Source organism: Stenotrophomonas sp. YJH_SMC_122 (assembly GCF_059369535.1).
In genome coordinates, this window is the sequence record NZ_JCAFST010000011.1 from 49,081 (window position 1) to 74,355 (window position 25,275).

The 25,275-nt window shown below is 66.9% G+C and carries 19 protein-coding genes; 15 read left to right on the forward strand and 4 right to left on the reverse strand.

Annotation, left to right across the window (positions count from 1 at the left end; all coding sequences use genetic code 11):
- Positions 1–33 precede the first annotated feature (33 nt).
- Positions 34–774 (forward strand): cell division protein ZipA, encoded by a 741-nt coding sequence (gene zipA / locus AC5P66_RS14930; protein ID WP_049412849.1) that lies wholly within the window; start codon positions 34–36, stop codon positions 772–774.
- A gap of 65 nt (positions 775–839) precedes the next feature.
- Here zipA and AC5P66_RS14935 read toward each other — a convergent pair whose 3' ends face one another.
- Positions 840–1,964, reverse strand: a complete 1,125-nt coding sequence (locus AC5P66_RS14935) for a pyridoxal phosphate-dependent aminotransferase (protein ID WP_495216470.1) — start codon at positions 1,962–1,964, stop codon at positions 840–842.
- 256 nt (positions 1,965–2,220) lie between these two features.
- Here AC5P66_RS14935 and ligA point away from each other — a divergent pair, with 256 nt between their 5' ends.
- From ligA to AC5P66_RS14980, 9 genes are all read left to right on the forward strand, one after another.
- The gene (ligA, locus tag AC5P66_RS14940; protein WP_192839731.1) at positions 2,221–4,692 is read left to right on the forward strand and encodes an NAD-dependent DNA ligase LigA; all 2,472 of its coding nucleotides are present in this window, start codon (positions 2,221–2,223) and stop codon (positions 4,690–4,692) included.
- A 50-nt stretch (positions 4,693–4,742) separates the two neighbouring features.
- Complete coding sequence (locus AC5P66_RS14945) at positions 4,743–5,228, forward strand: GNAT family N-acetyltransferase (protein WP_495216471.1); 486 nt, start codon at positions 4,743–4,745, stop codon at positions 5,226–5,228.
- Positions 5,225–6,181 (forward strand): EF-P lysine aminoacylase EpmA, encoded by a 957-nt coding sequence (gene epmA, locus AC5P66_RS14950; RefSeq protein ID WP_049414869.1) that lies wholly within the window; start codon positions 5,225–5,227, stop codon positions 6,179–6,181. Before AC5P66_RS14945 ends, epmA begins: the two co-directional genes overlap by 4 nt.
- Positions 6,182–6,319: 138 nt before the next feature.
- Positions 6,320–7,048, forward strand: coding sequence for a DUF3011 domain-containing protein (locus AC5P66_RS14955; protein ID WP_005417382.1), 729 nt, complete (start codon positions 6,320–6,322; stop codon positions 7,046–7,048).
- 47 nt (positions 7,049–7,095) lie between these two features.
- Positions 7,096–8,160, forward strand: a complete 1,065-nt coding sequence (gene mtnA, locus AC5P66_RS14960) for an S-methyl-5-thioribose-1-phosphate isomerase (RefSeq protein WP_134709517.1) — start codon at positions 7,096–7,098, stop codon at positions 8,158–8,160.
- Positions 8,161–8,372: 212 nt separating this feature from the next.
- Positions 8,373–11,087 (forward strand): DNA gyrase subunit A, encoded by a 2,715-nt coding sequence (gyrA, locus tag AC5P66_RS14965; protein ID WP_049414865.1) that lies wholly within the window; start codon positions 8,373–8,375, stop codon positions 11,085–11,087.
- 131 nt (positions 11,088–11,218) lie between these two features.
- Entirely contained in the window at positions 11,219–13,747 is a 2,529-nt protein-coding gene (locus AC5P66_RS14970; protein WP_495216472.1) for a membrane-bound PQQ-dependent dehydrogenase, glucose/quinate/shikimate family, read from the forward strand.
- A 124-nt stretch (positions 13,748–13,871) separates the two neighbouring features.
- Complete coding sequence (locus AC5P66_RS14975; RefSeq protein WP_049439558.1) at positions 13,872–14,960, forward strand: lysozyme inhibitor LprI family protein; 1,089 nt, start codon at positions 13,872–13,874, stop codon at positions 14,958–14,960.
- Between the two features lie 46 nt (positions 14,961–15,006).
- Positions 15,007–16,638, forward strand: coding sequence for a peptidoglycan-binding protein (locus tag AC5P66_RS14980; protein ID WP_099486636.1), 1,632 nt, complete (start codon positions 15,007–15,009; stop codon positions 16,636–16,638).
- Between the two features lie 51 nt (positions 16,639–16,689).
- On the opposite strand, the gene AC5P66_RS14985 is transcribed toward AC5P66_RS14980, so the two are convergent.
- Positions 16,690–17,679 carry a zinc-dependent alcohol dehydrogenase family protein gene (locus AC5P66_RS14985; protein ID WP_495216473.1) on the reverse strand — a complete coding sequence of 330 codons (990 nt, stop codon included), beginning with the start codon at positions 17,677–17,679 and terminating at the stop codon, positions 16,690–16,692.
- Positions 17,680–17,798: 119 nt separating this feature from the next.
- On the opposite strand from AC5P66_RS14985, the gene AC5P66_RS14990 reads away from it, so the two are divergent.
- From AC5P66_RS14990 to AC5P66_RS15000, 3 genes are all read left to right on the forward strand, one after another.
- The gene (locus AC5P66_RS14990; protein WP_049439564.1) at positions 17,799–18,704 is read left to right on the forward strand and encodes a LysR family transcriptional regulator; all 906 of its coding nucleotides are present in this window, start codon (positions 17,799–17,801) and stop codon (positions 18,702–18,704) included.
- A 62-nt stretch (positions 18,705–18,766) separates the two neighbouring features.
- Positions 18,767–19,150, forward strand: coding sequence for a DUF4952 domain-containing protein (locus AC5P66_RS14995; RefSeq protein ID WP_241900335.1), 384 nt, complete (start codon positions 18,767–18,769; stop codon positions 19,148–19,150).
- Between the two features lie 171 nt (positions 19,151–19,321).
- Positions 19,322–20,752 (forward strand): serine hydrolase domain-containing protein, encoded by a 1,431-nt coding sequence (locus tag AC5P66_RS15000; protein ID WP_134709516.1) that lies wholly within the window; start codon positions 19,322–19,324, stop codon positions 20,750–20,752.
- 16 nt (positions 20,753–20,768) lie between these two features.
- Here the strand turns inward: AC5P66_RS15000 and AC5P66_RS15005 are convergent, their stop codons facing one another.
- Positions 20,769–21,161: a DUF3037 domain-containing protein gene (locus tag AC5P66_RS15005; protein WP_049439568.1), complete on the reverse strand. Its 393-nt coding sequence runs from the start codon at positions 21,159–21,161 to the stop codon at positions 20,769–20,771.
- On the reverse strand, positions 21,139–21,915 hold the full coding sequence (locus AC5P66_RS15010; RefSeq protein WP_495216474.1) for a HipA family kinase: 777 nt from the start codon (positions 21,913–21,915) through the stop codon (positions 21,139–21,141). The genes AC5P66_RS15005 and AC5P66_RS15010 overlap by 23 nt, the downstream gene beginning before the upstream one ends.
- 236 nt (positions 21,916–22,151) lie before the next feature.
- On the opposite strand from AC5P66_RS15010, the gene AC5P66_RS15015 reads away from it, so the two are divergent.
- Together AC5P66_RS15015 and AC5P66_RS15020 are read left to right on the forward strand one after the other, a co-directional pair.
- Positions 22,152–22,481 (forward strand): hypothetical protein, encoded by a 330-nt coding sequence (locus tag AC5P66_RS15015; protein WP_049414859.1) that lies wholly within the window; start codon positions 22,152–22,154, stop codon positions 22,479–22,481.
- Positions 22,482–22,637: 156 nt separating this feature from the next.
- Entirely contained in the window at positions 22,638–25,100 is a 2,463-nt protein-coding gene (locus AC5P66_RS15020; RefSeq protein ID WP_100478374.1) for a S9 family peptidase, read from the forward strand.
- Positions 25,101–25,275: the final 175 nt, after the last annotated feature.

Here is a 25,275-nt window from a genome sequence, read left to right on the forward strand (position 1 = left end):
TTACCTGAATGAATTAGCCGGAGAACCTATCGAATGTCCGACACGGCACTGTTGCGCATCGGCATCCTGGCCGCCGGCCTGCTGTTGATCGCCGCGATCTTCCTGTTTGGCCGTCCGAAGAAGAAGCCCCAGGGCCGTCGCGTGGAGAACGCGGAACCGACCAGTGGCGAGCGCCGCGAACCGGTCCTGGGCGAGGACGGCGTCGTGGTGGCTGAGGGCCGCGTCGAACCGGGCATGCGTGGCGAAGGCGAGCAGGCCGAACTTGGCCTGGCCGACACCGATCCGGGCGCGGCCAATGACCTCGGCAAGCGCACTACCCAGGATTTCGACAAGATCGTCTCGCTGTTCGTGGCCGCCCGTGCCGGCGAGCAGCTGCGCGGCGAAGACATCGTGGTGGCGGCCGAGAAGACCGGCCTGGTATTCGGCCACATGAACGTGTTCCACCGCCTGGTGGAAGGCCACCCCGAGCGCGGCCCGATCTTCTCGATGGCCAGCATCATGAAGCCAGGCAGCTTCGACATGGCCAACATCCGTGCCATGGAAACCCCGGCCATCGCCTTCTTCCTGACCCTGCCGGCGCCGCTGACCGCGCTTGATGCCTGGGAGAAGATGCTGCCGACCGTGCAGCGCATGGCCGAGCTGCTCGATGGCGTGGTGCTGGATGACAGCCGCAATGCCCTGGGCCGCCAGCGCATCGCGCACATCCGCGACGAGCTGCGTGCCTACGACCGCCAGCACCAGGCACCGCCGCTGACCAAGACCCCGCGCTGGTAAAGCCTGTTGTGCCGGCCAACGGTCGGCACCCACCCCGGTAGATCCACGCCATGCGTGGATCGGGTCTACGCCGGTACGCCGGCCACCTTGGCGAACGCACGGCGGAATGCGGCCATCTCGTCTTCGGTGCCGACGGTCACGCGCACGCGCTGTGGCCAGATCGGCCAGCTGCGGCCAATGATCACGCCGTTGTCCGCCATCGCCCTGGCAAAGGCGGCACCGTCGCGCTGCACATCCACCACGAAGCAGTTCGCTTCCGACGGCACGCAGCTGAAACCACGCTTGCCCAGCCACGCGATGGTGGCCTGCCGCACCCTGGCATTCTGCAGGCGGCGCTGCGCGATCAACTGGGTATCGTGCAGGCTGGCCAGTGCGGCGGCCAGTGCCGGCACGGGCAGGGGGTTGTCACCCAGGCTGGCCAGTTCGCGCAGGCGGTCGGGATGTGCGGCTGCCACGCCCAGGCGCAGGCCGGCCATGCCGTACAGTTTGGAAAACGTGCGCAGCACGATCAGGTCATCGCGCTGCGTCACCTGGGTGATCAGGCTGGGCTGCTCGCTGTACTGCAGGTAGGCCTCGTCGACCAGCACGCGGGTGGAGGCGGGCTTGTGGGCCAGCAGCCAGGCGAGCTCATCCGGTGGGCTGATCGAGCCGGTCGGGTTGTTCGGATTGCACACGTACAGCAGCCCGGTCGGGCGCGCGTGCGCGGCGGCGACCATTGCACGCAGGTCATGTGCGCCGTTGTCGCGCAGCGGCACTTTCTGCACGTGCGCACCGTGTGCGGCGGCGACCTCGCCCAGCGTCTCGAAGGTCGGGTCGGCGACTACCAGTCCCGCCTGCGGGCCGGTCCATAGCACGGCGGCACGGTTCAGCGGTTCGCTGGAACCCGGATACAACCGCACGTGATCAGCCGGAATGCGTGCCTGTTCGATGAAGGCGTCGCGCACCTGTCCGGCCAGTGCGAAACGGTAGCGGCCGCAACCGGCGATGCTGTCGCGTGCCGCCTGCTGGGCTGCGGGCGAGGGGCCGTAGGGGCATTCGTTGAAATTCAGCAGCACCGCACCTTCGGCGGGGGCAGGAGCGGCGGCCGTCGCGGGTTGGGTATGGCCAAGCTGCGGCAGCCCGCTGCCAGCGACGGCGAGGCCAGCACCGGCCAGTTGCAGGAAGCGTCGACGGGAAGCGGGCAGGGTCACGGGCAGGATTCCGAAGGGCAGACCGTCGCACGCTAGCGCTGGTGGCGGCGCGCGGCAAGCTGCCTTTTGTAGCGTCGAGCCATGCTCGACTACAGCTGTGCCAACCAAGGTTGGCACCTACCGGGGCGGGGAGAAGGTTTGCATCCACCAGGGCAGGGGAGCGCCCGTCGAGCATGGCTTGGCGCTGCGAAGGCGGGGCGTTACAGGGCCTGACGGCCGGGCGCGGTAGAATCCCCGGCCATCCCAGAACCACCGGATTCCGATGAGCCCCAGCCCCGCCGAACGCGCCGAAGATCTCCGCCGGCAGATCGCCCAGGCCAACCGCGCCTACCACGAGCTGGACGCGCCGGAGATCGCCGACGTCGACTACGACCGGATGGTGCGCGAGCTGGAAGCACTGGAGCGCGAACATCCGGAACTGGCCCGGGCCGACAGCCCGACCCAGCAGGTCGGTGCGCGTCCTTCCGGCCGCTTCGCCGAGGTGCGCCATGCGGTGCCGATGCTGTCGCTGTCCAATGCGTTCAGCGACGAGGAAGTGGCTGACTTCGTGCGCCGCATTGACGAACGCCTGGGCCGTCGCAGCCTGCAGTTCTCGGCCGAGCCGAAGATGGACGGCCTGGCGATCAGCCTGCGTTACGAGGATGGTCATTTCGTGCTCGGCGCGACCCGCGGTGATGGCAGCACCGGCGAGGACGTGACCGCCAATCTGCGCGAGATCAGCGACATTCCCAAGCGCCTGCACGGCAAGGACTGGCCGGACGTGCTGGAGGTGCGCGGCGAGGTGTACATGGCCCGCGCCGATTTCGAGGCCTACAACGAACGGGCGCGCCTGCACGGCGGCAAGGTGCTGGCCAATCCGCGCAACGCGGCGGCCGGTTCGCTGCGCCAGCTCGACCCGAAGATCAGTGCGCAGCGCAGGTTGAGCTTCTTTGCCTACGGTACCGGTGAAGTGCAGGGCGGCGAGCTGCCCGATACCCATTCGGGCACGCTGGCCCAGCTCGGCGCCTGGGGTTTCCCGGTCAGTGCGCTGTGCAAGGTGGTGGAAGGCACGGATGGTCTGCTCGGCTACTACCGCGATATCGGCGAGCGTCGCGACGGCCTGCCGTTCGATATCGACGGCGTGGTCTACAAGCTCGATGACCGTGCCGGCCAGCAGGCGATGGGCTTCGTCTCGCGCGCACCGCGCTGGGCCATCGCGCACAAGTTCCCGGCGCAGGAGCAGAGCACGACGGTGGAGGCGATCGAGATCCAGATCGGCCGCACCGGTGCGGCCACACCGGTCGCGCGGCTGGCACCGGTGGCCGTGGCCGGCGTGATCGTGTCCAACGCCACGCTGCACAACGCCGACCAGATCGCACGTCTCGACGTGCGCATCGGCGACAGCGTGATCGTGCGCCGCGCCGGCGACGTGATCCCGGAAGTGGTCAGCGTCATCCTCGACCGGCGCCCGCAGGGCACCACGCCCTGGCAGATGCCGACGCGCTGCCCGGTGTGCGGCTCGGAGATCGTGCGCGAGGAAGGAGCGGCCGCATGGCGCTGCTCGGGTGAGCTGTCCTGTCCGGCGCAGCGCAAGGAAGCCATTGCCCATTTCGCTTCGCGCCGCGCGATGGACATCGACGGCCTGGGCGACAAGTACATTGAAACCCTGGTCGACGCCGGCATCGTCAAGAGCGTGGCCGACCTGTACCGGCTCAGTCGTGACCAGCTGCTGCACCTGAAGCTGGTGCTGGACGCTGAAGATCCCTCGGCGCTGGCCGCCGCACTGAAGCTGCACCTGCCGGCCGAAGGCAGTGGCGCGGTGCTCAATGCGGTGCTCAGGCTGGACGGCAACGATCCGGGCTGGCGCGCGCAGGCGCTGGCGCAGCCGGCCCGGTTCGAATGGAACACGAAGAAGATCGCCACCAAGTGGGCCGACAACCTGATCGCGGCCATCGACGCCAGTCGTGCCGCCACGCTGGAACGGCTGCTGTTCGCGCTGGGCATCGAGCACGTGGGCGAGAGCACGGCCAAGGCACTGGCGCAGTGGTTCGGTGACCTGGAACTGATCCGCCACCTGCCGTGGCCCTTGTTCAAGCGCGTGCCGGACATCGGTGGCGAAGTGGCGCGGTCGCTCGGCCACTTCTTCGAACAGCAGGGCAACCAGCAGGCCATCGATGACCTGCTGCAGGTCGGCCAGGTCCGCATCAGCGATGTGCACGCGCCCAGCGCCAGGCTGCGCGAGGGGCTGGATCTGGCGCAGCTGTTGGTCGAATCAGAGATTCCCGGCATCACCCGCCTGCGCGCGGAAAAACTGGTGGCCGCGTTGCCCGGTGCCCAGGCGGTGCTCGACGCCGAGCATGGGCAGTTCGTCAACGCCGGCCTGCCGGACGACACTGCGCGCGGTCTGGCCGACTGGCTCGATGCCGATGGCCATGGCGCGATGCTGCTGGCAGCCGAGAAGGCGATGCAGCAGATCCTGGCCAAGGCACCGGCGCTGGCCGAGATCGTGGCCGGCCCGCTGGATGGGCAGACCGTGGTGCTGACCGGCACCCTGGCCCAGCTCACCCGCGATGCCGCCAAGGAGCGCCTGGAAGCGCTGGGTGCCAAGGTCTCCGGCAGCGTCTCGAAGAAGACCAGCTTCGTGGTGGCCGGTACCGAGGCCGGCTCCAAGCTGGACAAGGCGCAATCGCTGGGCGTGCCGGTATGGGACGAAGACCGCCTGCTGGCTTATCTGGCCGAACACGAGTGACGATCCCGCCGGGTGTCCCCGCGCCCGGCATGAAACACAAAGGAACACCGATGCAGACCGCCCCGCTGGATTTCCGCTTGGCCACCCGTGCCGACGAGGAGTTGTTGATCGCGCTGATGCGCGAGTTCTACGCCGAAGACAGGCTCGACTTCGATGACGCGCGCGTGCGTCGCGGCGTGGACGCGCTGCTGGCCGATCCGCGCAATGGCGAAGTGCTGTTGTGGCTGGACGAGGCGGGCGAGGTGGTCGGCTACGCGGTGATCGCGATGGGCTTCAGCCTGGAGCAGGGCGGCCACTTCATGCTGCTGGACGAGCTGTACCTGAGCCATCGCGCGCGCGGTCGTGGCCGCGGCAAGCAGGCGCTGGCCATCTGCGAACAGCGCGCTCGCGGTCGTGGCGTCAGCCGCCTGCGCCTGGAAGTGAACCACCACAACGAACTGGCACGCCGCCTGTACCTGGCCAGCGGCTACATCGACGATACGCGCGATCTGCTGACCCTGCCGCTCGACCATCCGCGCCCGGAGGGCATCCTGTGAGCGAGGCCCTGCTGCGCGCGCTGCAGCAGCGCGCCGCGCTCAATGCGCTGGTGCGCCGCTTCTTTGCAGAGCGCGATGTGCTCGAGGTGGAGACGCCGATCCTGTCGGTCGCGGGCAACACCGAGCCGAACATCGACAGCTTCCATACCGACTTCACCGGGCATGTCGATGCCGGCGGACGCCGCCGCTGGCTGCGCACCTCGCCGGAGTATCCGCTCAAGCGCCTGCTCGCTGCCGGCGTGGGCGACTGTTACGAATTGGGCCGGGTGTTCCGCAATGGCGAGGCCGGTGGTCGCCACAACCCGGAATTCACCATGCTGGAATGGTATCGGGTCGGTTGGGACCACCATCGGCTGGTACAGGAAACCGCCGAGCTGATCGGACAGGCGCTGGCCCTGGTGGGACGCCGTGCGACCCTGCGCGTGCTGAGTTACCGCGAGCTGTTCCAGCAGCACCTTGGCGTGGATCCGTTCGAGGCGGATGAGTCCGCGCTGCGTGCCGCGTTGGGCGAGGTGCACATCGACCCGGTCGGATTGACCCGTGATGACTGGCTCGACCTGCTGATGACCCATCGTATCCAGCCGCATTTCGATGACGCAGTCATGACCGTGGTGCATGACTGGCCAGCCAGCCAGGCCGCGCTGGCACGCATCCGCGCCGGCACGCCGCCGCTGGCCGAGCGTTTCGAGCTGTACCTGGGTGTAGTGGAACTGGCCAACGGCTATCACGAACTGAACGACGCCGACGAGCAGCGTGCCCGCTTCCAGCGCGACCAGCAGCGCCGCCACGAACGTGGGCAGGTGCAGCCGCCACTGGATGAAGCGCTGCTGGCGGCGTTGCCAGCGTTGCCGGCCTGTGCCGGCGTGGCGCTGGGGGTCGACCGCCTGCTGATGGCGATGAACCGCACACCGCGCATTGCAGATGTGTTGGCCTACGACTTCGCCCACGCGTGACCATCACGCGTTGCTGAACATCCCAGGCTGAACGAAACGCGGGTTCTGCGCGCTTGCGTCGGTAAGCGGGATGATGCTTTTATCACGGCCAATGCCGGACACTGGCATGCAGTTCATCCATTCCTGCTGGGGAAGGCTTTGGTCAAGTGGTTTGCGGTTGTCGCTGCACCGATGTACTCCATTGCGCTCTGGGGTGCCTGGCTGCCGTCGCCGGCGTCGGCCCAGCAGGTGGGCTACGACGATGAAGTGGTGACCTGCGAGTCCCGCGACATGGGCTGGGTGCACTGCGATATCGATGTGGCCAACGGCGTCGATCTGGTGCGCCAGCTGTCCAGCAACAGCTGCATCCGCGGCAGCGAGTGGGGCACCGACCGCAGCGGCGTGTGGGTCACCCTGGGCTGCCGCGCCGAGTTCCGTGCGCGCCGTGCGCAGGGTGCGGCACCTGCGGCAACGGAAGGCAAGCGCCTGGTGCGCCGCGTGGTGCGCTGCGAATCCAATGGCCGTCCGCAGAGTTGCCCGGTACGCCTGGATGGCGCGCCGGTGCGCCTGCTTCGCCAGTTGTCGGTGCTGCCGTGCCGGGAAGGCCAGGGATGGGGCTACAAGCGCAATGAAGTCTGGACCAGCCGTGGCTGCCAGGGCGATTTCGAGGTGGCCGACGAGGACGGCCGCTTCGTCGATGTGCCGCGCCGCCTGACCTGCGAATCGAAGTCGAAGAAGCGCCGCTTCTGCGGCGCGAGCATCTCGGTGGGTGCTGTGGTCTCCGAGCAGCTGTCCAGCACGCCCTGCGAGGAAGGCAGCACCTGGGGTTGGAACCGCAACGGGATCTGGGTGGACGGCGGCTGCCGCGCCGAATTCTCGGTGAATTGAGCCGGGGCAGGCTCCAACCACGCGGGGCGTGGCCCTACAATGGGCCCATGAACACTGCCTCCGACATCGACTACGCCCGTTACGACCACATCCGCCCGATCCTGTGGACCGGCGATGCCTTGCAACTGCTGGACCAGCGCAAGCTGCCGTTCGTGGTCGAGCACGTGGTCTGCCATGACAGTGACGAGGTTGCCAGCGCCATCCACGCGCTGACTGTGCGTGGCGCGCCGGCGATCGGCATTGCCGCCGCCTGGGGCGTGGTGCTGGCCGCGCGAGAGGTGCAGGCCGCAGACGGTGCGCACGCGCTGCAGCAGCTGGAACCGGCACTGCAGCGCCTGAACGCATCGCGCCCCACTGCGGTCAATCTGGCCTGGGCGCTGGCACGCATGCGCCGTTGCCTGAACGCTGCCGGCGCCGACTGGAAGGCGTTGCTGGAGTCCGAAGCGCAGGCCATCGCCGAGGAAGACCTGGCGGCCAACCGCCACATGGGCGCACTGGGCGCTGGCCTGATCGAGGCCGGCAGCGGTGTGCTGACCCACTGCAATACCGGCTCGCTGGCCACCGCCGGCTTCGGTACCGCGCTGGGCGTCATTCGCGCCGGCATGGCCCAGCACCGCATCGCCCGCGTGTTCGCCGGCGAGACCCGGCCGTGGCTGCAGGGGGCACGCCTGACCGTGTGGGAGCTGCAGCAGGACGGTATCGATGCCACCCTGATCGCCGACTCGGCGGCCTCGCACCTGATGAAGACCGGTGCCGTGCAGTGGGTGATCGTGGGCGCAGACCGCATCTGCGCCAATGGTGATACCGCCAACAAGATCGGCACCTACCAACTGGCCATTGCCGCGCGCCACCACGGCGTGAAGTTCATGGTGGTGGCGCCGTCCTCGACCGTGGACATGGAAACCGTGGACGGCAGCCAGATCGAGATCGAGCAGCGCGACCCGGGTGAGCTGTATGGCGTGGGCGGTACCCGCACCGTGGCCGAAGGGATCGCCGCCTGGAACCCGGTGTTCGACGTCACCCCGGGCGAGCTGATCGACGCCATCGTGACCGAGCGCGGGGTGATCCTGAACCCGACCGCCGAGAACATGCGCGCCGCCTTCGGCGGCTGAGGCGCAGGGGAGGGCGGCGCGACCGCCGCCCCGGTAGTGCCGGCCGCTGGCCGGTAACTCCCTAAGTTCCTGATTTGTGCCGGTAAAATCCCCGTAAAGGGAGGCGGAAAACGGCCTGTTGTGGTAGTATCCACAGGTTGAATCGAGGTTCCGGCGCGACCGCCCACGGGCGAATGCGCCGGACTGGACCGCTACCAGACAACGGAACCCGAATGGCAGAAACCGCCAAGGAAATCATCCAGGTCAACCTGGAAGACGAGATGCGCAAGAGCTACCTCGATTACGCCATGAGCGTGATCGTGGGCCGCGCGCTGCCGGATGCGCGCGACGGCCTCAAGCCGGTGCATCGCCGCGTGCTGTACGCGATGAACGAGCTCAACGCGCACAGCAACAAGCCCTACTTCAAGTCGGCGCGTATCGTCGGTGACGTCATCGGTAAGTACCACCCGCATGGCGATCAGTCGGTGTATGACACGCTGGTGCGCCTGGCACAGCCGTTCTCGCTGCGCTACATGCTGGTCGATGGCCAGGGTAACTTCGGCTCCATCGACGGCGACTCCGCCGCGGCCATGCGATACACCGAAGCGCGCATGTCGCGCCTCGCGCACGAGCTGATGGCGGACATCGACAAGGAAACCGTCGACTTCCAGCCCAACTACGACGAAAAGGAACTGGAGCCGACGGTCATGCCGACCCGGTTCCCGAACCTGCTGGTCAACGGCTCGGCCGGTATCGCGGTGGGCATGGCGACCAACATCCCGCCGCATAACCTGAGCGAATCGATCAACGCCTGCATTGCGCTGATCGACAACCCGGAGATCGACGTCGACGGCCTGATGGAGTACATCCCGGGCCCGGATTTCCCGACCGCCGGCATCATCAACGGCACCGCCGGCATCGTCGCCGGCTACCGCACCGGCCGTGGCCGCGTGCGCATCCGTGCCAAGGCCGATATCGAAGTGGCCGACAACGGCCGCGAATCGATCATCGTCACTGAAATTCCTTACCAGGTGAACAAGGCGCGTCTGATCGAAAAGATCGCCGAGCTGGTCAAGGAAAAGAAGATTGAAGGCATCAGCGAGCTGCGCGATGAGTCCGACAAGGACGGCATGCGCATCTACATCGAGATCAAGCGCGGCGAATCTGCCGAGGTTGTGCTGAACAACCTGTACCAGCAGACCCAGATGGAATCGGTGTTCGGCATCAACATGGTGGCGCTGGTCGACGGCCGCCCGCAGTTGATGAATCTGAAGCAGATGCTGGAGGCGTTCGTCCGCCACCGTCGCGAAGTGGTCACCCGCCGCACCGTGTTCGAGCTGCGCAAGGCGCGCGCCCGTGCCCACGTGCTGGAAGGCCTGACCGTCGCGCTGGCCAACATCGACGAGATGATCGAACTGATCAAGACCTCGCCGAACCCGAACGAAGCCCGCGAGCGCATGCTGGCGCGCGTGTGGGAGCCGGGCCTGGTCGGTGCGATGCTGGGTGCCGCCGGTGCCGAAGCCTCGCGCCCGGAAGACCTGCCCAAGGGCGTCGGCCTGGTCGAGGGCGGCTACCAGCTGACCGAGATCCAGGCCACCCAGATCCTGGAAATGCGCCTGCACCGCCTGACCGGGCTGGAGCAGGACCGCCTGACCGACGAGTACAAGCAGCTGCTGGAAGTGATCGCCGGGCTGATCCACATCCTGGAAGATCCCGACCGCCTGCTGCAGGTGATCCGCGAGGAGCTGGTCAACGTCAAGGCCGAGTTCGGCGACGAACGTCGCACCGAAATCCGCCACAGCGAAGAAGACCTGGACATCCTGGACCTGATCGCGCCGGAAGACGTGGTGGTCACCGTGTCCCACGCCGGCTACGTGAAGCGCCAGCCGGTCAGCGTGTACCGCGCGCAGCGCCGCGGCGGCCGTGGCCGCAGTGCGGCGGCGACCAAGGAAGAGGATTTCATCGAACAGCTGTGGCTGGTCAACACGCACGATACGCTGCTGACCTTCACCAGTTCGGGCAAGGTGTTCTGGCTGCCGGTCTACCAGCTGCCGGAAGCGGGTTCCAACGCCCGTGGCCGTCCGATCATCAACTGGATTCCGCTGGAACCGGGCGAACGCGTGCAGGCCGTGCTGCCGGTGCGCGAGTACGCCGATGGCCAGTTCGTGTTCTTCGCTACGAAGAACGGTACGGTCAAGAAGACCCCGCTGGGCGAGTTCGCCTTCCGTCTGGCCCGCGGCAAGATCGCGATCAACCTCGATGAGGGCGATGCCCTGGTCGGCGTCGGCCTGACCGATGGCCAGCGCGACATCCTGCTGTTCGCCTCCAACGGCAAGACCGTGCGCTTCGGCGAGGACAAAGTCCGCTCGATGGGCCGTACCGCAACTGGCGTGCGTGGCATCAAGATGCCGGCCGGCGAGGAAGTGGTCAGCCTGATCGTGGCCGAAAGTGCCGGTGGCATCGAGGACGAGAACGAGGACGACAACGGTGTCGAGGAAGCCGCCGCCACGGGCGATGCGGTGATTGACGGTGCCGATGACAGCAGCGTGCAGTACATCCTGACCGCCACCGAGAACGGCTACGGCAAGCGAACTCCGCTGCCGGACTACCCGCGCAAGGGCCGTGGCACGCAAGGTGTGATCGGCATCCAGACCACCGAGCGCAACGGCAAGCTGGTCGCCGCAGTACTGATGGGCTCCCGCGACGAAGTCCTGCTGATCTCCGACGGCGGTACGCTGGTGCGTACGCGTGGCTCGGAAATCAGCCGCGTCGGCCGCAACACCCAGGGCGTGACCCTGATCCGCCTGTCCAAGGACGAGAAGCTGCAGGCGGTGGAGCGCATGGATGCCTCGATCGACGAGGACGAGGACGAGGTGGCAGTCGCCGCCCCGGCCACGACCGACAGCGCCCCGGCTGCGGCCAGCAGCGAGGACGCCGCACAGGAGTGATCCTGCCGCGAACCTGAGGCACCCGACGACGCCGGCCCTGTGCCGGCGTTGTCGTATCCGGATGCCACGCATACGCGCGCGCTTCACGCAGGCGGTGGGATAACGGCGCATGCTGCCCCCGGAGATCGACGATGTCCGCCACGCCGCAGTCCGCTCCTGCTCCCGTCCGCGCCTCCCGGCATCCTCTCGTTACCGTGCTGTCGCTGCTGCTGGTCGTGCTCGGCCTGGTCATCGGCGGGCTCGGCGCGTGGCTGCTCAGCCTGGGCGGGTCGGGGTACTACGCCATCGCCGGGGCCGGCCTTCTGGCCAGTGGCCTGTTGTTGTTCGGCAATCGCCGCAGCGGCGCGCTGCTGTATGCGCTGGTGTTCGTCGGCACGCTGCTGTGGACCTGGTGGGAATCGGGCAGCGACTACTGGCGCTGGGTGCCGCGGCTGGGCCTGGTGACCGCGCTCGGCATCGTGCTGGCGCTGCTCGCGCCGACCCTTCGCGAACCGGTTTCAAAGCGCCTGTCGCGCAGCGTGGCGGGCGTCCTGATGCTGGTGTTCGTCGCTGCCTTCGGGTTGGCGTTCGCACCGCATGGTGAAGTGGACGGTCACCAGCCGTTCCCGGAAGGCGCGGCCAGTGCCGGACTGGAACCCACGCGGGATACCACCGGCCTGCAACCGGCCGACCAGCCTGCCGAGGGAGACTGGCCGGCGTGGGGCCGCAGCAATGCCGCCACCCGTTATTCGCCGCTGCAGCAGATCACCCCGGCCAACGTGGCCACGTTGCAGCTGGCCTGGCAGTTCCGCACCGGTGACCTGCCGAAGAAGCGCTGGGGTGCGGAAACCACGCCGCTGAAGATCGGCGACCGCCTGTACCTGTGCACTGCCCGTAACCGCCTGATCGCGCTCGACGCCGCCAGTGGCAAGGAAGTATGGCGCTTCGATCCGAAGGTGAAGGACGCTTCGATCCCGTACACCGCCGCCTGCCGCGGCGTGAGCTACTACGAGCAACCGGCGACGCCGATCCTGGCCGATGCCACGCTGGCCGATGCCGCGGCCGATCTCGCGTTGCCCGAGCCGCCGCCCAGCGTGAGCCGCCGCGCCGCGCCGGGCAGCCGTCCGGCCTGCTGGGCACGCATCATCGAAGGCACGCTGGACGGGCGCATCATTGCAGTGGATGCAGACAGCGGCCGTCCCTGCGCCAACTTCGGCAACAACGGCCAGGTCGACATCACCCTGGGCATGGGCGAGGTCCCGCCGGGCTATGTTTCGATCACCTCGCCACCGGCGATCGTGCGTGGGGTGATCGTCACTGGTCACCAGGTGCTGGATGGGCAGCGCCGCGATGCACCGTCGGGCGTGATCCAGGCCTACGATGCGATCACCGGCAAGCTGCGCTGGGCATGGGACATGGACCAGCCTGAACGCAGCGGCCTGCCGCCGCATGGGCAGACCTACACGCGCGGCACGCCGAACATGTGGACCACGGCCACCGGTGATGAGGCGCTGGGGTTGGTCTATCTGCCGCTGGGCAATTCCGCAGGCGACTACTGGAGCGGCTCGCGTACCGAAAGCCAGAACCGCTATTCGACCTCGCTGGTGGCCCTTGATGTGGCCACCGGCAAGCCGGCCTGGCATTTCCAGGCCGTGCGCAAGGACGTGTGGGACTACGACCTGGGTTCGCAGGCCAGCCTGATCGATTACCCGACGGCGGCGGGCAAGGTGCCGGCGATCCTGTTGCCGACCAAGCAGGGGGACCTCTATATCCTCGACCGCCGCACCGGCCAGCTGCTGACCGCTGCCGAAGAGCGCAAGGTACCGGTGGGTGGGGTCGAGCCCGAGCAGCGTTCACCCACCCAGCTGTTCTCGCTGTACCACACCCTGCGTCGCGAGCATGACCTGACCGAGCTCGACATGTGGGGCATCACCCCGATTGACCAGCTGGTCTGCCGCATCCAGTTCCGCAAGGCGTATTACGAAGGTTTCTATACGCCGCCCAGCAGCGAGCGCCATTCCATCGAATATCCCGGCTACAACGGCGGCTCGGACTGGGGCAGCGTGTCCATCGACACGCGACGCGGCGTGATCGTGGCCAACTACAACGATATGCCCAACTACAACCGGCTGGTGCCACGTGCGGAGGCGGACCGCAAGGGCTGGGTGCCCCGTGAACAGGTGCGCGCCGACAAGGGGAGGGGCGAGGGGGCCGGCGACCCGCAGGTCGGCACGCCGTACGCTATCGACGTCAACGCAGGCTGGCGCCTGCCGTTCACCGGCCTGCTGTGCAAGCAGCCGCCCTATGGCGGCATCCGTGCCATCGACCTGCGCACCGGCAAGCTGCTGTGGGATCGGCCATTTGGCAGTGCGCGCGGCAATGGTCCGTTCGGCATCCGTTCCGGCCTGCCGATCGAGATCGGCACGCCGAACAACGGTGGTTCGGTGGTGACCGCGAGCGGACTGATCTTCATCGCTGCGGCCACCGATGACCTGCTGCGCGCCATCGACCTGAAGACCGGCAAGGAGCTGTGGCATGCCAAGCTGCCCGCAGGCGGGCAGGCCACGCCGATGGTGTATGAACAGGACGGACGCCAGTTCGTGGTGATCATGGCCGGCGGCCATCATTTCATGGAAACCCCGAACGGCGATTACGTGATGGCCTTCGCCCTGCCGAACTAGCGATCGCCAGCCTGAACACGCACGCGGGGCTGTGACCGCTGTCGCTGAAGTTGCGCTGGCGACCGGGCAGCATCCATCATCGGAACAGGACGGGGCCGGCCAACGCCCCCAGGGAAGGAAACGCATGCTGAACTCTGAACGCCTGCCGGGGCGTGCCACCCGGTTGCTGGCAGGACTGCTTCTGCTTGGCCCCTGCCTGTGGGCAAGCGCGCAGGCGTCGCCCCAGCCCGCCGCACGCAAGGTGCCCAGCGGTGCCGAACTGATCGCAGGCGATGCGCGCTATCTGAGCCCCGCCCATGCGCCCTGCATGGCGGCCGCAGGCACCGCGCTGGACGCCCGTCGCCGTTGTGCCGACGCTGAATTCAAGGTGCACGACGATGCACTCAATGCCGCCTACAGCGCGGCGCGCGCCACACTGACCGCCAGTGATCAGCAGGTGCTGCGCGATCTGCAGCGGCAATGGCTGCGCCAGCGCGACAGCCGTTGCCCGGAAGGCGGCACGGCCGTTGCCCAGCTGGATTCACAGCAATGCCGCACGCACATGACCCTGCTGCGTGCCCGCCAGTTGCAGGGCGGCGGTGCGGCGGCGCTGGTGGCGGAAGCCAAGGCGGCCCCGGCGCCGGCGCAGGCCGCTGTGCATACCGCCGATGCCGCGCCCGACAAGCAGGGCAGGATCGTCCTGCGGCCCGGCGAGGGCAGGCTCACACCGGCACTGCAGGTGGTCTTCCAGGTGACCGATTGCAGCCGCACCGACAACGTGACGACCTGCCAGGTGCGGAGCATGGGCGTGACCCGTGGTGGGCGCAACGTGGTGGTCACGGACGTGCAGCCGCGCCTGACCCGCGCCGGCACCGGTGCCCAGGGCGCGACCGCCGTGCTGCTGACCGTTTCGGATTTCAATGGTGATGGCGTGCCGGACCTGCAGGTGTGGCAGGACAACAGCGGTGTCTACAACGTTCCGGTGCATGCGTTCTACCTGTTCGATCCCAAGCGCAACCGCTATGTGCGTGCCAAGGCGTTGGAAGCGGCCATCGGTGGGCGCGACATCGACCATATCGACAATGGGCGGTTCGTGCTTCGCGCGAAGGTCAGCCCGTGCGAGCGCGAGGACAAGGTCATCGAGCTGCGCGGAACCGAGCCGCGCACGCTGCTGCAGCGCCGCTATGACACCTGCAGGGGCGAAGCCCCTACCGAATCGGACCTGCTGAAGTAGGTCTTCCCCGACGAACGGATGCGTTCCGGAACTGGAGAGCTGAAGGATGAGCGAAGGCTATGGAAAAGGCGGGGTGGGCTTCGGCCTGACCCGGGACCAGTCGGTCGAGATGATCGTGCGTACCTGCATCGACAACGGCATTACCGACCATCGGCAGATTGCCTATGTGCTGGCCACGGCGCAGCACGAGTCGCGTGATTTCGCCGCGCCCGAGGAAGACTGGGGCAGGAAGCAGGCGGTGGATCTGCGCTACTTCGGCGGCGAGGAGTACTTCGGCCGGGGCTTTGCCCACCTCACCCACGTCAACAACTACGAGCGGCTGGGCGAGGCGCTGGGAATGGGCCGCGAGCTGGTCGAGCATCCGGAACGGGCTGCCCAGGCAGACATCGCCACCAAGGTGCTGGTGGTGGGGATGCGCGACGGCCTGTTCGGTGCGCGGCTGTCCGACAACGTCAACGCCAACCATGCCGACTACCGGCAGGCGCGGGCCTCGGTCAATGGCGGTGAGCTGAACAACGGCAGTCCCTATCCAGACGCCATCGCCGCACGGGCCACTGAATGGGAATCCCAGGTTGCCGGCCTGGTCCAGCGTGTGCAGCAACCAGGCTTCCAGATGCCGGTGCCGACCCCCCAGGCGCCCACCGGGGCGATGGACCTGCACCGGGGTGACGCCAACCAGCACGTGCTGGAAGCGCAGCAGTACCTGCAGCGCATGGACATCCGCAACAACGCCAATGCCGCGATCAAGCCCGACGGTGATTTCGGCGCCTCCACCGAGCAGGCCGTGCGCCGCTTCCAGACCGAGCGGGGTATCAGCCCGGCCAATGGCCGCATCGACGATGCGCTGCTGGAACGCATGCGCAGCGACACGCTGGCGGTCGATCCGGACTTCAAGCGCCGGACGGTGACCGACCTGACCGGCCCGCTGGCCGACGGCAACCTGGGCCCCGGTGAGAAGGGCGAGCCGGTGTTCGAAATGCGCCGGCAGCTGGAGGCGTTGGGGTACCTGACCGAACCGAACCCACGTGCCGAACGCGATGCGCGCACGTTTGATGCCGGCATGCAGGCGGCCATGCGCAACTTCCAGCAGGACTATGGCCTGCCGCTGCGCCCCGGCGGCGTCATCGACGCGGATGCGCGCCGGCAGTTGAACGATGCCGCCGTCGCTCGCGAGCATGCGCCGACCACCGAGTTCGACCGCGCGGAGAACTGGCCGCCGCAGCGTCCGCCCTATACGCGGGCGGAGTTCCAGCCGGAGCAGGTGCAGGCGCGGCAGCAGGCAGCGGCGAATGCACCGGTCGCTGGTCCGGCCGCGCCGGAGCCCGCACCGCAGCCCAATGGCGTGGGATCGATTTCGCCCAAGGACGCAGCGCTGTTCGAGCGCATCCGCCAGGGGGTACCTGGCACCATCGGCGACGAGCACGTCATGCAGGCAGTGCTGGAGTCCAAGCGCAACGGCATCGATGATGCCGCGCGCGTCGACCGGGTGATGATGGCTGGAGATCGCCTGTGGGTTGCCGGGTTGATTCCCGGTGAGCGCGCCAGTGTGGATACGGCACAACCCGCGCGCTCCATGGAGGAAACGGTGAATGATCTGGCCGGTGACAACCGGCAGCGCGAGCACCAGCTCGCCCTCGAAAGCCGCCAGCATGAGAACCGCGGGCCTTCAATGGCCTGAGCCTGCGGCAGCGACGTGCCCGCTGTGGGCCCGTCGCTACCGGCAGGGTGTTTACAGCGTCACCACCACTTTACCGATCTGTTCGTTCGATTCCAGGTAGCGGTGGGCGTCCTGGATCTGTGCGAAGGGGAACACCTTCGCGATCTTCGGCGCCAGCGTGCCCTTGTCCAGGCCATCGACGATGAACGCCTTGGCACGCGCCAGCGCGGCATCGTCGGAGACGATTTCAGAGTACAGGTAGCCCTTCAGCGTCAGCGACTTGCCCAGCACGTTGAACAACGGGAACGGGGTGGGTTCGCTGCTCAGCGCGCCGTATTCCAGCAGGATGCCGCCACGGGCCATTGCCTCGGTCAGCGGCACGAACTGCGGGCCACCGATCGGGTCGAACACCACGCGGGCGCCGGCACCGCCGGTGATGCGCGCCACTTCGGCTGCCAGGTCCTGCTCCTGGGTGGCGATGACATGGGCGGCACCGGCATCGAGCAACGCCTGGCGCTTGCGCGAGCCACGGGTCACCGCAATCGGCGTGGCACCTACTGCATTGGCGATCTGGATCGCGGCCAGGCCGACGCTGCTGCTGGCAGCCGTGATGATGACGAAATCCCCGGCGGCCAGCTGCGCCTGCTCCAGTAGTGCGCCCCACGCGGTGACGTACTGCATCCACACCGCAGCCGCCGTTTCGAAGCCCAGCGCCTGCGGGTGCTTGACCGCCAGTCGTGCCGGCACGTTGGCCAGCTCGCCGTAGGTGCCCCAGCGGGCGATATCCAGCGGCGGCACCACGCTCACCGCATCGCCAGCAGCGAATCCGCTCACGGCACTGCCGACCGCCTCGATCATGCCGGCCGCTTCATAGCCCAGCCGGCTGGGGAACGGCGCCTCCTGCAGGTAGGCGCCGTTGCGGAACATCACCTCGGCACGGTTCAGGCCGATGGCCTTGACCCGGATCTGGACCTCGTCGGCAGCGGGGGCGGGAACGTCGATATCGTCGATGCGCAGCACATCGGCGCTGCCATATTCGTGGATGCGGACAACCTGGCTCATGGGGGACTCCGAGGAAGGGCCGACGAGGGCGCCGGCGAAAGGGTGAGCGCTACTGTGCGCGTAGTCTGCAACCACAATAAGGGGTAATCTGGCGTTTCATTGAAAAACAATTGTTTGCAATGGACCTGATCGTTCCGCTGCGGACCTTCGCCAAGGTGGCCGAGGTCGGCTCCTTCGCCGCCGCTGCCGAGGCATTGGACCTGTCGCCGCAGCTGGTCGGCAAGCACATCCAGGCGCTGGAGCATCACCTGGGCGTGCGCCTGCTCAACCGCACCACGCGCAAGCAGAGCCTGACCGACTTCGGTCAGGCCTATCTGGCGCGGGCACGGGTGATCCTGGAGGAAGTGGAGGGCGCCGAGCAATTGGCGGAAGTGGCGCGTGGGCGGCCGATGGGACGCCTTCGCATCAGCGCACCGGTCACCTTCGGCGTGCACGCACTGGGCCCGGCGGTGGTGGTCTACATGCAGCAGTACCCGGACGTGCAGGTCGATCTGAATCTGTCCAACAGCCTGGTGGACATCGTCGAGGACGGCTACGACCTGGTATTCCGCACTGGCGATCTGGCCGACAGCGGGCTGGTGGCGCGGCGGTTGGGGCCGTATCCACTGGTCCTGTGCGCCTCGCCGGACTATCTGGCTTCGCGCCCGGCCATCACCCATCCCAATGACCTGAGCCGGCACGAGTGCCTGGGCTTTGCGCATTCGATCATCCGCACGCGCTGGAGTTTCCGCGATGCCGGTGGCAGCGTGCTGACCGTGCCGGTGTCCAGCCGCTTCATGGTCAATCAGGCCGAGCCGCTGCTGACAGCGGCCGTGGGTGGTCTGGGATTGATCCTGCAGCCCTACGAAATGCTTGCCGCCGCGCTGGCGCGTGGTGAGCTGGTGGAAGTGCTCCCGGACTACGTGCCGGTGTCGACGTGGATCAACCTGGTGTACCCGCGCGACCGCCAGCTGACGCCCAAGCTGCGCAGTTTCCTGGACTTCTGCGTGGCACGCTTCAGCGAGCAGACGATGGCACGGCGATAGCACGGCATCGGTTGGCATTCCTGCGACTGCCTGCGAAGGATCGCCCTGAGACGATTGGCCGGTTGCCGCTGCGTAGCGCGCGCTTGCTGCTGGGGCTGGCGGCATTGCTGTTCGCCGCCAACGTGATTGCGCAGCAGACGCCTGCGCAGGCGCTGGCCGCGTGGGAAGTGCAGGGGCGAGCGGACGGCCTGGCGCGACCGGATATCGAATGCCAGGATTTCCTGCAGGCGATGGGCCGGAAGCCTGCGGGCCTGGAATACAGCGGCTGCAGCCAGGACGACGCGTCCTGCATCAAACCCATGCAGGCCCACTACCGCGTTCCAGGTGCCCAGGCAGTGAAGGTGGAAGCCTATCTGCGCGAGACCTTTGTCATGCCTGTATTGCGCTACGTTGCGGCTGGAGCAATGGCGCGCCGTACTACTGGCGCGACGGCCCGGATGCGGTGAGGTGGCAGATCGGCATGGGCGTGGAATCGCTGCCGCATGAGCGGGGCGATTGGCATCGCATCGAGGCGTTCATCGTCACGGTTGAGGTGCTGCGGCAGAGTCCCTGGCGTGGATGCAGCGGGCGGTTCCATGATCTAGGATGCGCCCAGGGATACCCGCAAAGGAACTGCCATGAAGGCCGTTGGATGCCTGCTGCTCTGCAAAGTACTGGCCTGTTCGGTGCTGATGACGCTTTGGGCTGTTCCGGCAGTGGGCGCCCCCTCCAGCGTGCGTGCACATCCGCGTGCGCAGGACGCCATCGGTGACTGGCTTGCGGCCTTCAATGCGGGCAGCCTCGAGGGGTTGCAGGCATTCGCCGATAGATACGCGAAGAAGCAAGGCAGCGGTCCCAAGGACTATCTCGAATTCCGCGAAAGCACAGGCCCCTTGCGCGTACTCGAATCAACCGAGAGTGCACCCGGCCAAGCGAAGCTGCTGGTGATGGGCCAGATGAACGAACGCGCGATGTGGGTGACCGCCGTCATGGACCCGGCCAATCCGTCGCACCTGATGCAGTTCCAGATCGAGGGCACTGAAACGCCGGACAAGCACAAGCCGGCACGGGTTGCATTGCCTGCCCTGATCGCCGACGTCACAGCAAAGCTGGAGGCGCTGCGGGCACAGGATGCGCTGTCGGGCGCGTTGCAGGTGGCACAGAATGGGAAGGTGCTGCTGGACTGGCGCGGTGGTGATGCCGATCGCAGCACTGGAATTGCAGTGGGCGTGGAGACGCAGTTCCGCCTTGCGTCCTCCAACAAGATGTTCACCGCCGTGGCCATCCTGCAGCTGGTGCAGGATGGCAGGCTCAGTCTCGATGACACGATCGGCAAGCACTTGCCGGACTATCCGAACAAGGCTGTCGCCAACAGCGTGACCGTGCGCGAGTTGCTGTCACACACCAGTGGCCTGGGGGACTTCTTTGGCGATGATTTCGAACAGTATTCCGCGTCCCTGAAGACGCTGGATGACTACGTGCAGCGCTTCGCCAGGGATGCGCCGCAGTTCACGCCAGGCAGCCAGGACAGCTACTCCAACTATGGCTTCATCGTATTGGGACGCATCGTCGAGGCGGTATCGGGGCAGTCGTACTACGCATATGTGGAGGAGCACATCCTGCACCCGGTGGGCATGACCGGCACCGGCTTCGAGCCGGAAACAGTGAGCGTTCCACAGCGTGCCGTCGCTTACACGAAGCACGATGGGCAATGGGTCCGTGAAACGAAGTCGCTGCCCTGGCGCGGCATGTCGGCCGGTGGTGGCTACAGCACGGTGGCCGATATGGTGAAATTCGCCGAGGCACTGCAAGGCGGGAAGCTGGTTTCACCTGCATTGCTGCAGCAGGCCACAACGGCGCAGAACCACAAGGGCTGGTATGGCTTTGGTTTCGTGGTGCAGGGCGAGGGCAGGGAGCATCAGTACGGCCACGAAGGCGGTGCGCCCGGATCGAACAGTGCCATCGTAGTGCTGCCGGCGCAGGGCTATGTGATCGTTGGCCTGGCCAATGTCGATCCGGATGCGATCGGTAATGTGGTCAACTACGTCGCGCGAAGGTTGCCACTGTGAACGCGGCAGGTGCCGTTCATTCCGGTACCCGTACCATCTTCGTCATCAAGTGTTCCACCACACCCGCCGGATCGGCAGTGCGGCCGACATGCGTGCTCGACATCTGCACAACCGAACTGCGCTTGGCGGTGAGGAAATGAAAGCGGGCACGCGCCGGCAACTGCGCGATGGGCCCGGCGCTGGCGTCGCCACGGCAGATGGCCACGATCGCGTCCAGCCATGGTTGCAGTGCATCCTGATCAAGCGCCGGCGCGAACGCCCGCAGGCGCGCAGGATCAATCTCGATGGCCGCTTCCAGATGGCGCGCGCCAGGGCAGGAGACGATCACCCCGACGTTGATGAATTCCTCGCGTTCCACCCGCGGTACCACGCGGATGACCGCATAGTCATACGTGTGCAGCGTGGGCACGGATGGCCTCCTGCACGAACACCGCACGCACTTTCAGGCGGTGCTTGAGATAGCTGATGTAGCCCTGGCGATAGGCCTGTGGGCTGTCGAACGCCGGTTCATCCACCAGCCAGCTGTCCGGCACCAGGCCGACGATGCGCTCGATCTCGGCATCGGTCAGGCGCGCAGCCAGTTCTGCATCCACATCGGCGATGCGGCTGGCGAACGACAGCAGCACGTGGTCGCGGATCAGCACGAACGGTTTCTCGCAGGCATCGCCGGCGCTGGCCCAGTCGTGGTGGAAATACATCGCCGCGCCGTGGTCGATCAGGTACAGCTTGCGGTGCCATACCATCAGGTTGGGGTTGCGGGTGGTGCGATCGACATTGCTGGTGAACGCATCGAACCAGACGATGCGCGAGGCCAGGCCGGCGTCCACTGGCATCGCTGCAGGGTCGTAGTTGATTGCACCCGGCAGGTAGTCCAGGCCCAGGTTCAGGCCCTCGCTGGCACGGATCAGCTCCTGGATCTCCGGGTCGGGTTCGGTGCGGGCGAACTCGCGATCCAGCCCGACGAACAGGATTTCCGGAATCGGCAGGCCCAGCGTGCGTGCCATCTCACCGGCGATCAGCTCGGCGATCAACGCCTTCGGGCCCTGGCCGGCACCACGGAATTTCAGTACGACCATGCCGTCATCGTCGGTCTCGACGACGGCGGGCAGTGAGCCGCCTTCGCGTAGCGGGGTGATGTAGCGGAGGGCATGTACGGTGCGCATGGACGCATTCTAGCGTGGGTGCAGGCAGAACCCGGTGGCCCGATCGGGCGGACTCGGCCTTCACCTGTCCGTTCCGTCTGCGGTGGCAGCATCGGTGTCACGAACCCTCGGGTTCCGGGCGTGCTGGCGCTCCCATGCGGGTGCTTCAGCCGGGCATGTGCCCCGGTGCTGGCGATGCGCGCACTGCGAAGCGGAAACCTCATCCACGATGTCCTGCAGGCTACGGAGGTGCACCGATGAGCGACGAATTCATTCCCATGCTGCCGCCCTTGGACGACGCCAAGGTGGAAGAAATGATCGGCAAGGTCGTGCTGGTCGGCGTCACCCGCTATGGCGGCGACGGCCAGGTGCAGGGGCTGGAGCAGTACGCCGGCACTGTGCTGCGTATCAGTGCCGACGAAGGCGTGGTGCTGGCTGACGAGAATGACGGCCATGAGCGCTATCTGCCGCCGATGCTCGACCAGTACCTCCCCGCCGAACCGGGGGAGTACTGCATGCGCAGCAGCGGCATGATCGTGGTCGACCCGGACTACCTGGCGACCTGGGACCTGCACGCGCAACAGTAGTGCCAGGCTGGGCCTGGCAATGCTGGAACGGCTGCCGGACTGTCACTTTGCCCCATCCGGCCTCTAGCCCTTCCGGCCCATTCACCCCATCCCCTGCGGTGCTAGATTCGGGTCCATGCCCGATTCCGGGTACCCATTCACACCCAGGGGATAAGGATGCTCATCCGTCGAACCTCTCTGGCGGCGGCCGTTGCCGTTGCCACCGTCGGCCTGCTGGCCGCTGGCCCGGCGCTTGCCGACTACGCGAAACCGCCGGAGCACCTGCTCAAGGTGCTGAAGGCGCCGCCGCCGCCGACGCCGAACGTGGCCCCCGGCGGCCAGCGCCTGTTGCTGACCACCGCGCAGACCTACCCGTCGATCAGCCGTGTCGCCCAGCCCTACCTGAAGCTGGCCGGCGTGCGCCTGGAGCCGAAGAACCGCAGCCGCCATGACACCCCCGGTGGCTACGGCATTCCGGCCTGCGTAGCCGACTTCACCCTGGTCGATATCGGCAGTGGCAGGGAGACCAAGGTGAACCTGCCGCAGGGTTGCGCCACCGGCGCGCTGTGGTCGGCCGACGGCAGCCGTTTCGCCTTCCAGAATGCGGTCGATAGCAGCGTGCAGTTGTGGGTGGGCGACGCCGCCACCGGCCAGGTGAAGCAGGTGCCGAACGTGCAGCTGAACCCGATCTTCGGCTACACCGTGCAGTGGCTGGGCGGCAGTCAGAACCTGCTGGTGAAGCTGGTGCCGGCCAACCAGGGCCCGGCGCCGTCCAATGGCGGTGTGCCGACCGGCCCGGATGCTCAGGAGTCGCTCGGCAGCAGTGGCGAGAGCAGCACCTATGAAGCCCGCGACACGCTGACCAGCGTGCATGACGAGAAGCTGTTCGCGTATTACGGTGCTTCGCAGCTGGCCGTGGTCGATACCGCCGCCAACAACGTGCGCCCGGTCGGGCAGCCGGCGCTGTTCAACGAAGTCAGCGCCGCGCCCGATGGCGTGCACGTGCTGACCGAATCGATCAAGGCGCCGTACTCTCATGCGGTGACCTACCAGCGCTTCGCCAACGATGTGGCCGTGCTGGACATCAGCAATGGCCGCAGCACGCTGATCGCCAGCCTGCCGCTGGCCGACCGCGTGCCGGTGCACGGTGTACCGGAAGGCCCGCGCGGTTTCGACTGGCGTGCCACCGATCCGGCCACCCTGGTCTATGCCGAAGCGCTGGACAAGGGCGACTGGAAGGTCAACGTGCCGCATCGCGATCGGGTGCTGATGCTGAAGGCGCCGTTCAACGGCAAGCCGGTCGAGATCACCCGCACCGCACAGCGCTTCGAAGGCTACGCGTGGACCGCCGATCCGGCCGTGGCGTTCCAGTTCGAGAACGACGAGAACCGCCACTGGATGCAGACCCGCATCGTCGATGTGGACCAGCCGAAGACGGAAGGCCGCCTGCTGTGGGACATGTCCAGCGATGAGCTGTACGGCAACCCCGGCAACCTGGTATTCACCCGCCTGCCGAATGGCGCGCAGGTCGTGCGTCAGGACGGCAACCACGTGTTCCTGAGTGGCCGTGGCGCGTCGCCGCAGGGCGACCGTCCGTTCCTGGACCGCCTCGACCTGGGTACGCTGAAGAGCGAGCGCCTGTTCCGCAGCAGTGCCGATGCCTACGAACAGTTCCTCGGTTTCAGCAGCACGCCGGGCCGTTATCTGACCTGGCACCAGTCGGTGATCGATCCGCCGAACGCCTTCATCCGCCAGCAGGGTGAGGCGGTGGCCGATGCGAAGGCCGGTGAGGCACAGTTCGCGTCCACCGCGACGGTGCTGACCAAACTGGTCGACCCGACCCCGGAAGTGCGCCAGATCAAGAAGCAGCTGGTGACCTACAAGCGTGCCGATGGCGTGGACCTGTCGTTCACCCTGTACACGCCGCCGGGCTACAAGCAAGGCCAGCGCGTGCCGGCGATCCTGTACGCCTATCCTGCCGACTTCGCCAACGCCGCGCAGGCGGGGCAGGTATCCGGTTCGCAGCAGACCTTCACCCGCCTGCAGCCGTACCGCCTGATGCTGCTGGCCGGCTACGCGATCATCGACAATGCCTCGTTCCCGATCGTGGGTGACCCGAAGAACGCCTACGACACCTATCTGGAGCAGCTGGAAGCCGACGCCAAGGCGGCGGTGGACAAGGCCGTGGACATGGGCGTGGTCGATCGCAACCGCATCGGCGTCACCGGCCACAGCCATGGCGGCCTGATGACCGCCAACCTGATCGCCCATACCAACCTGTTCAAGGCTGGCGTGGCGACCAGCGGTTCGTACAACAAGACCTTCACCCCGTTCGGCTTCCAGAACGAGCGTCGATCGGTCTGGCAGGCCCAGGATGTCTACCTGAAGGCGTCGCCGTTCTTCTACGCCGACAAGATCAAGCTGCCGCTGCTGCTGGTCCACGGCGAGGACGACGCCAACCCGGGCACCGAGCCGTTCCAGTCGCGCAAGCTCTACCAGGCAATCCGAGGCAACGGCGGCATCACGCGGCTGGTGATGCTGCCGAACGAACCGCACTGGTACACCGCGCTGGAATCGAACGAGCAGCTGGTGGCGGAAATGCTGAACTGGTTCGATACCTACGTGAAGAACGCCAAGTAAGGGAACAGGAAGGCCGCCTCAGGGCGGCCTTCCTGCATCCTGTAGAGCCGAGCCCGTGCTCGGCTGCCGTTCGCCTGTAAACGGATTGAGGTGCTCTGCATTCAACTGTGGAGACTCGGTAACGACGTGTTACCGGCACATTCCTGCGTCATGCCAATAGGCTAGGCTCAGGCTG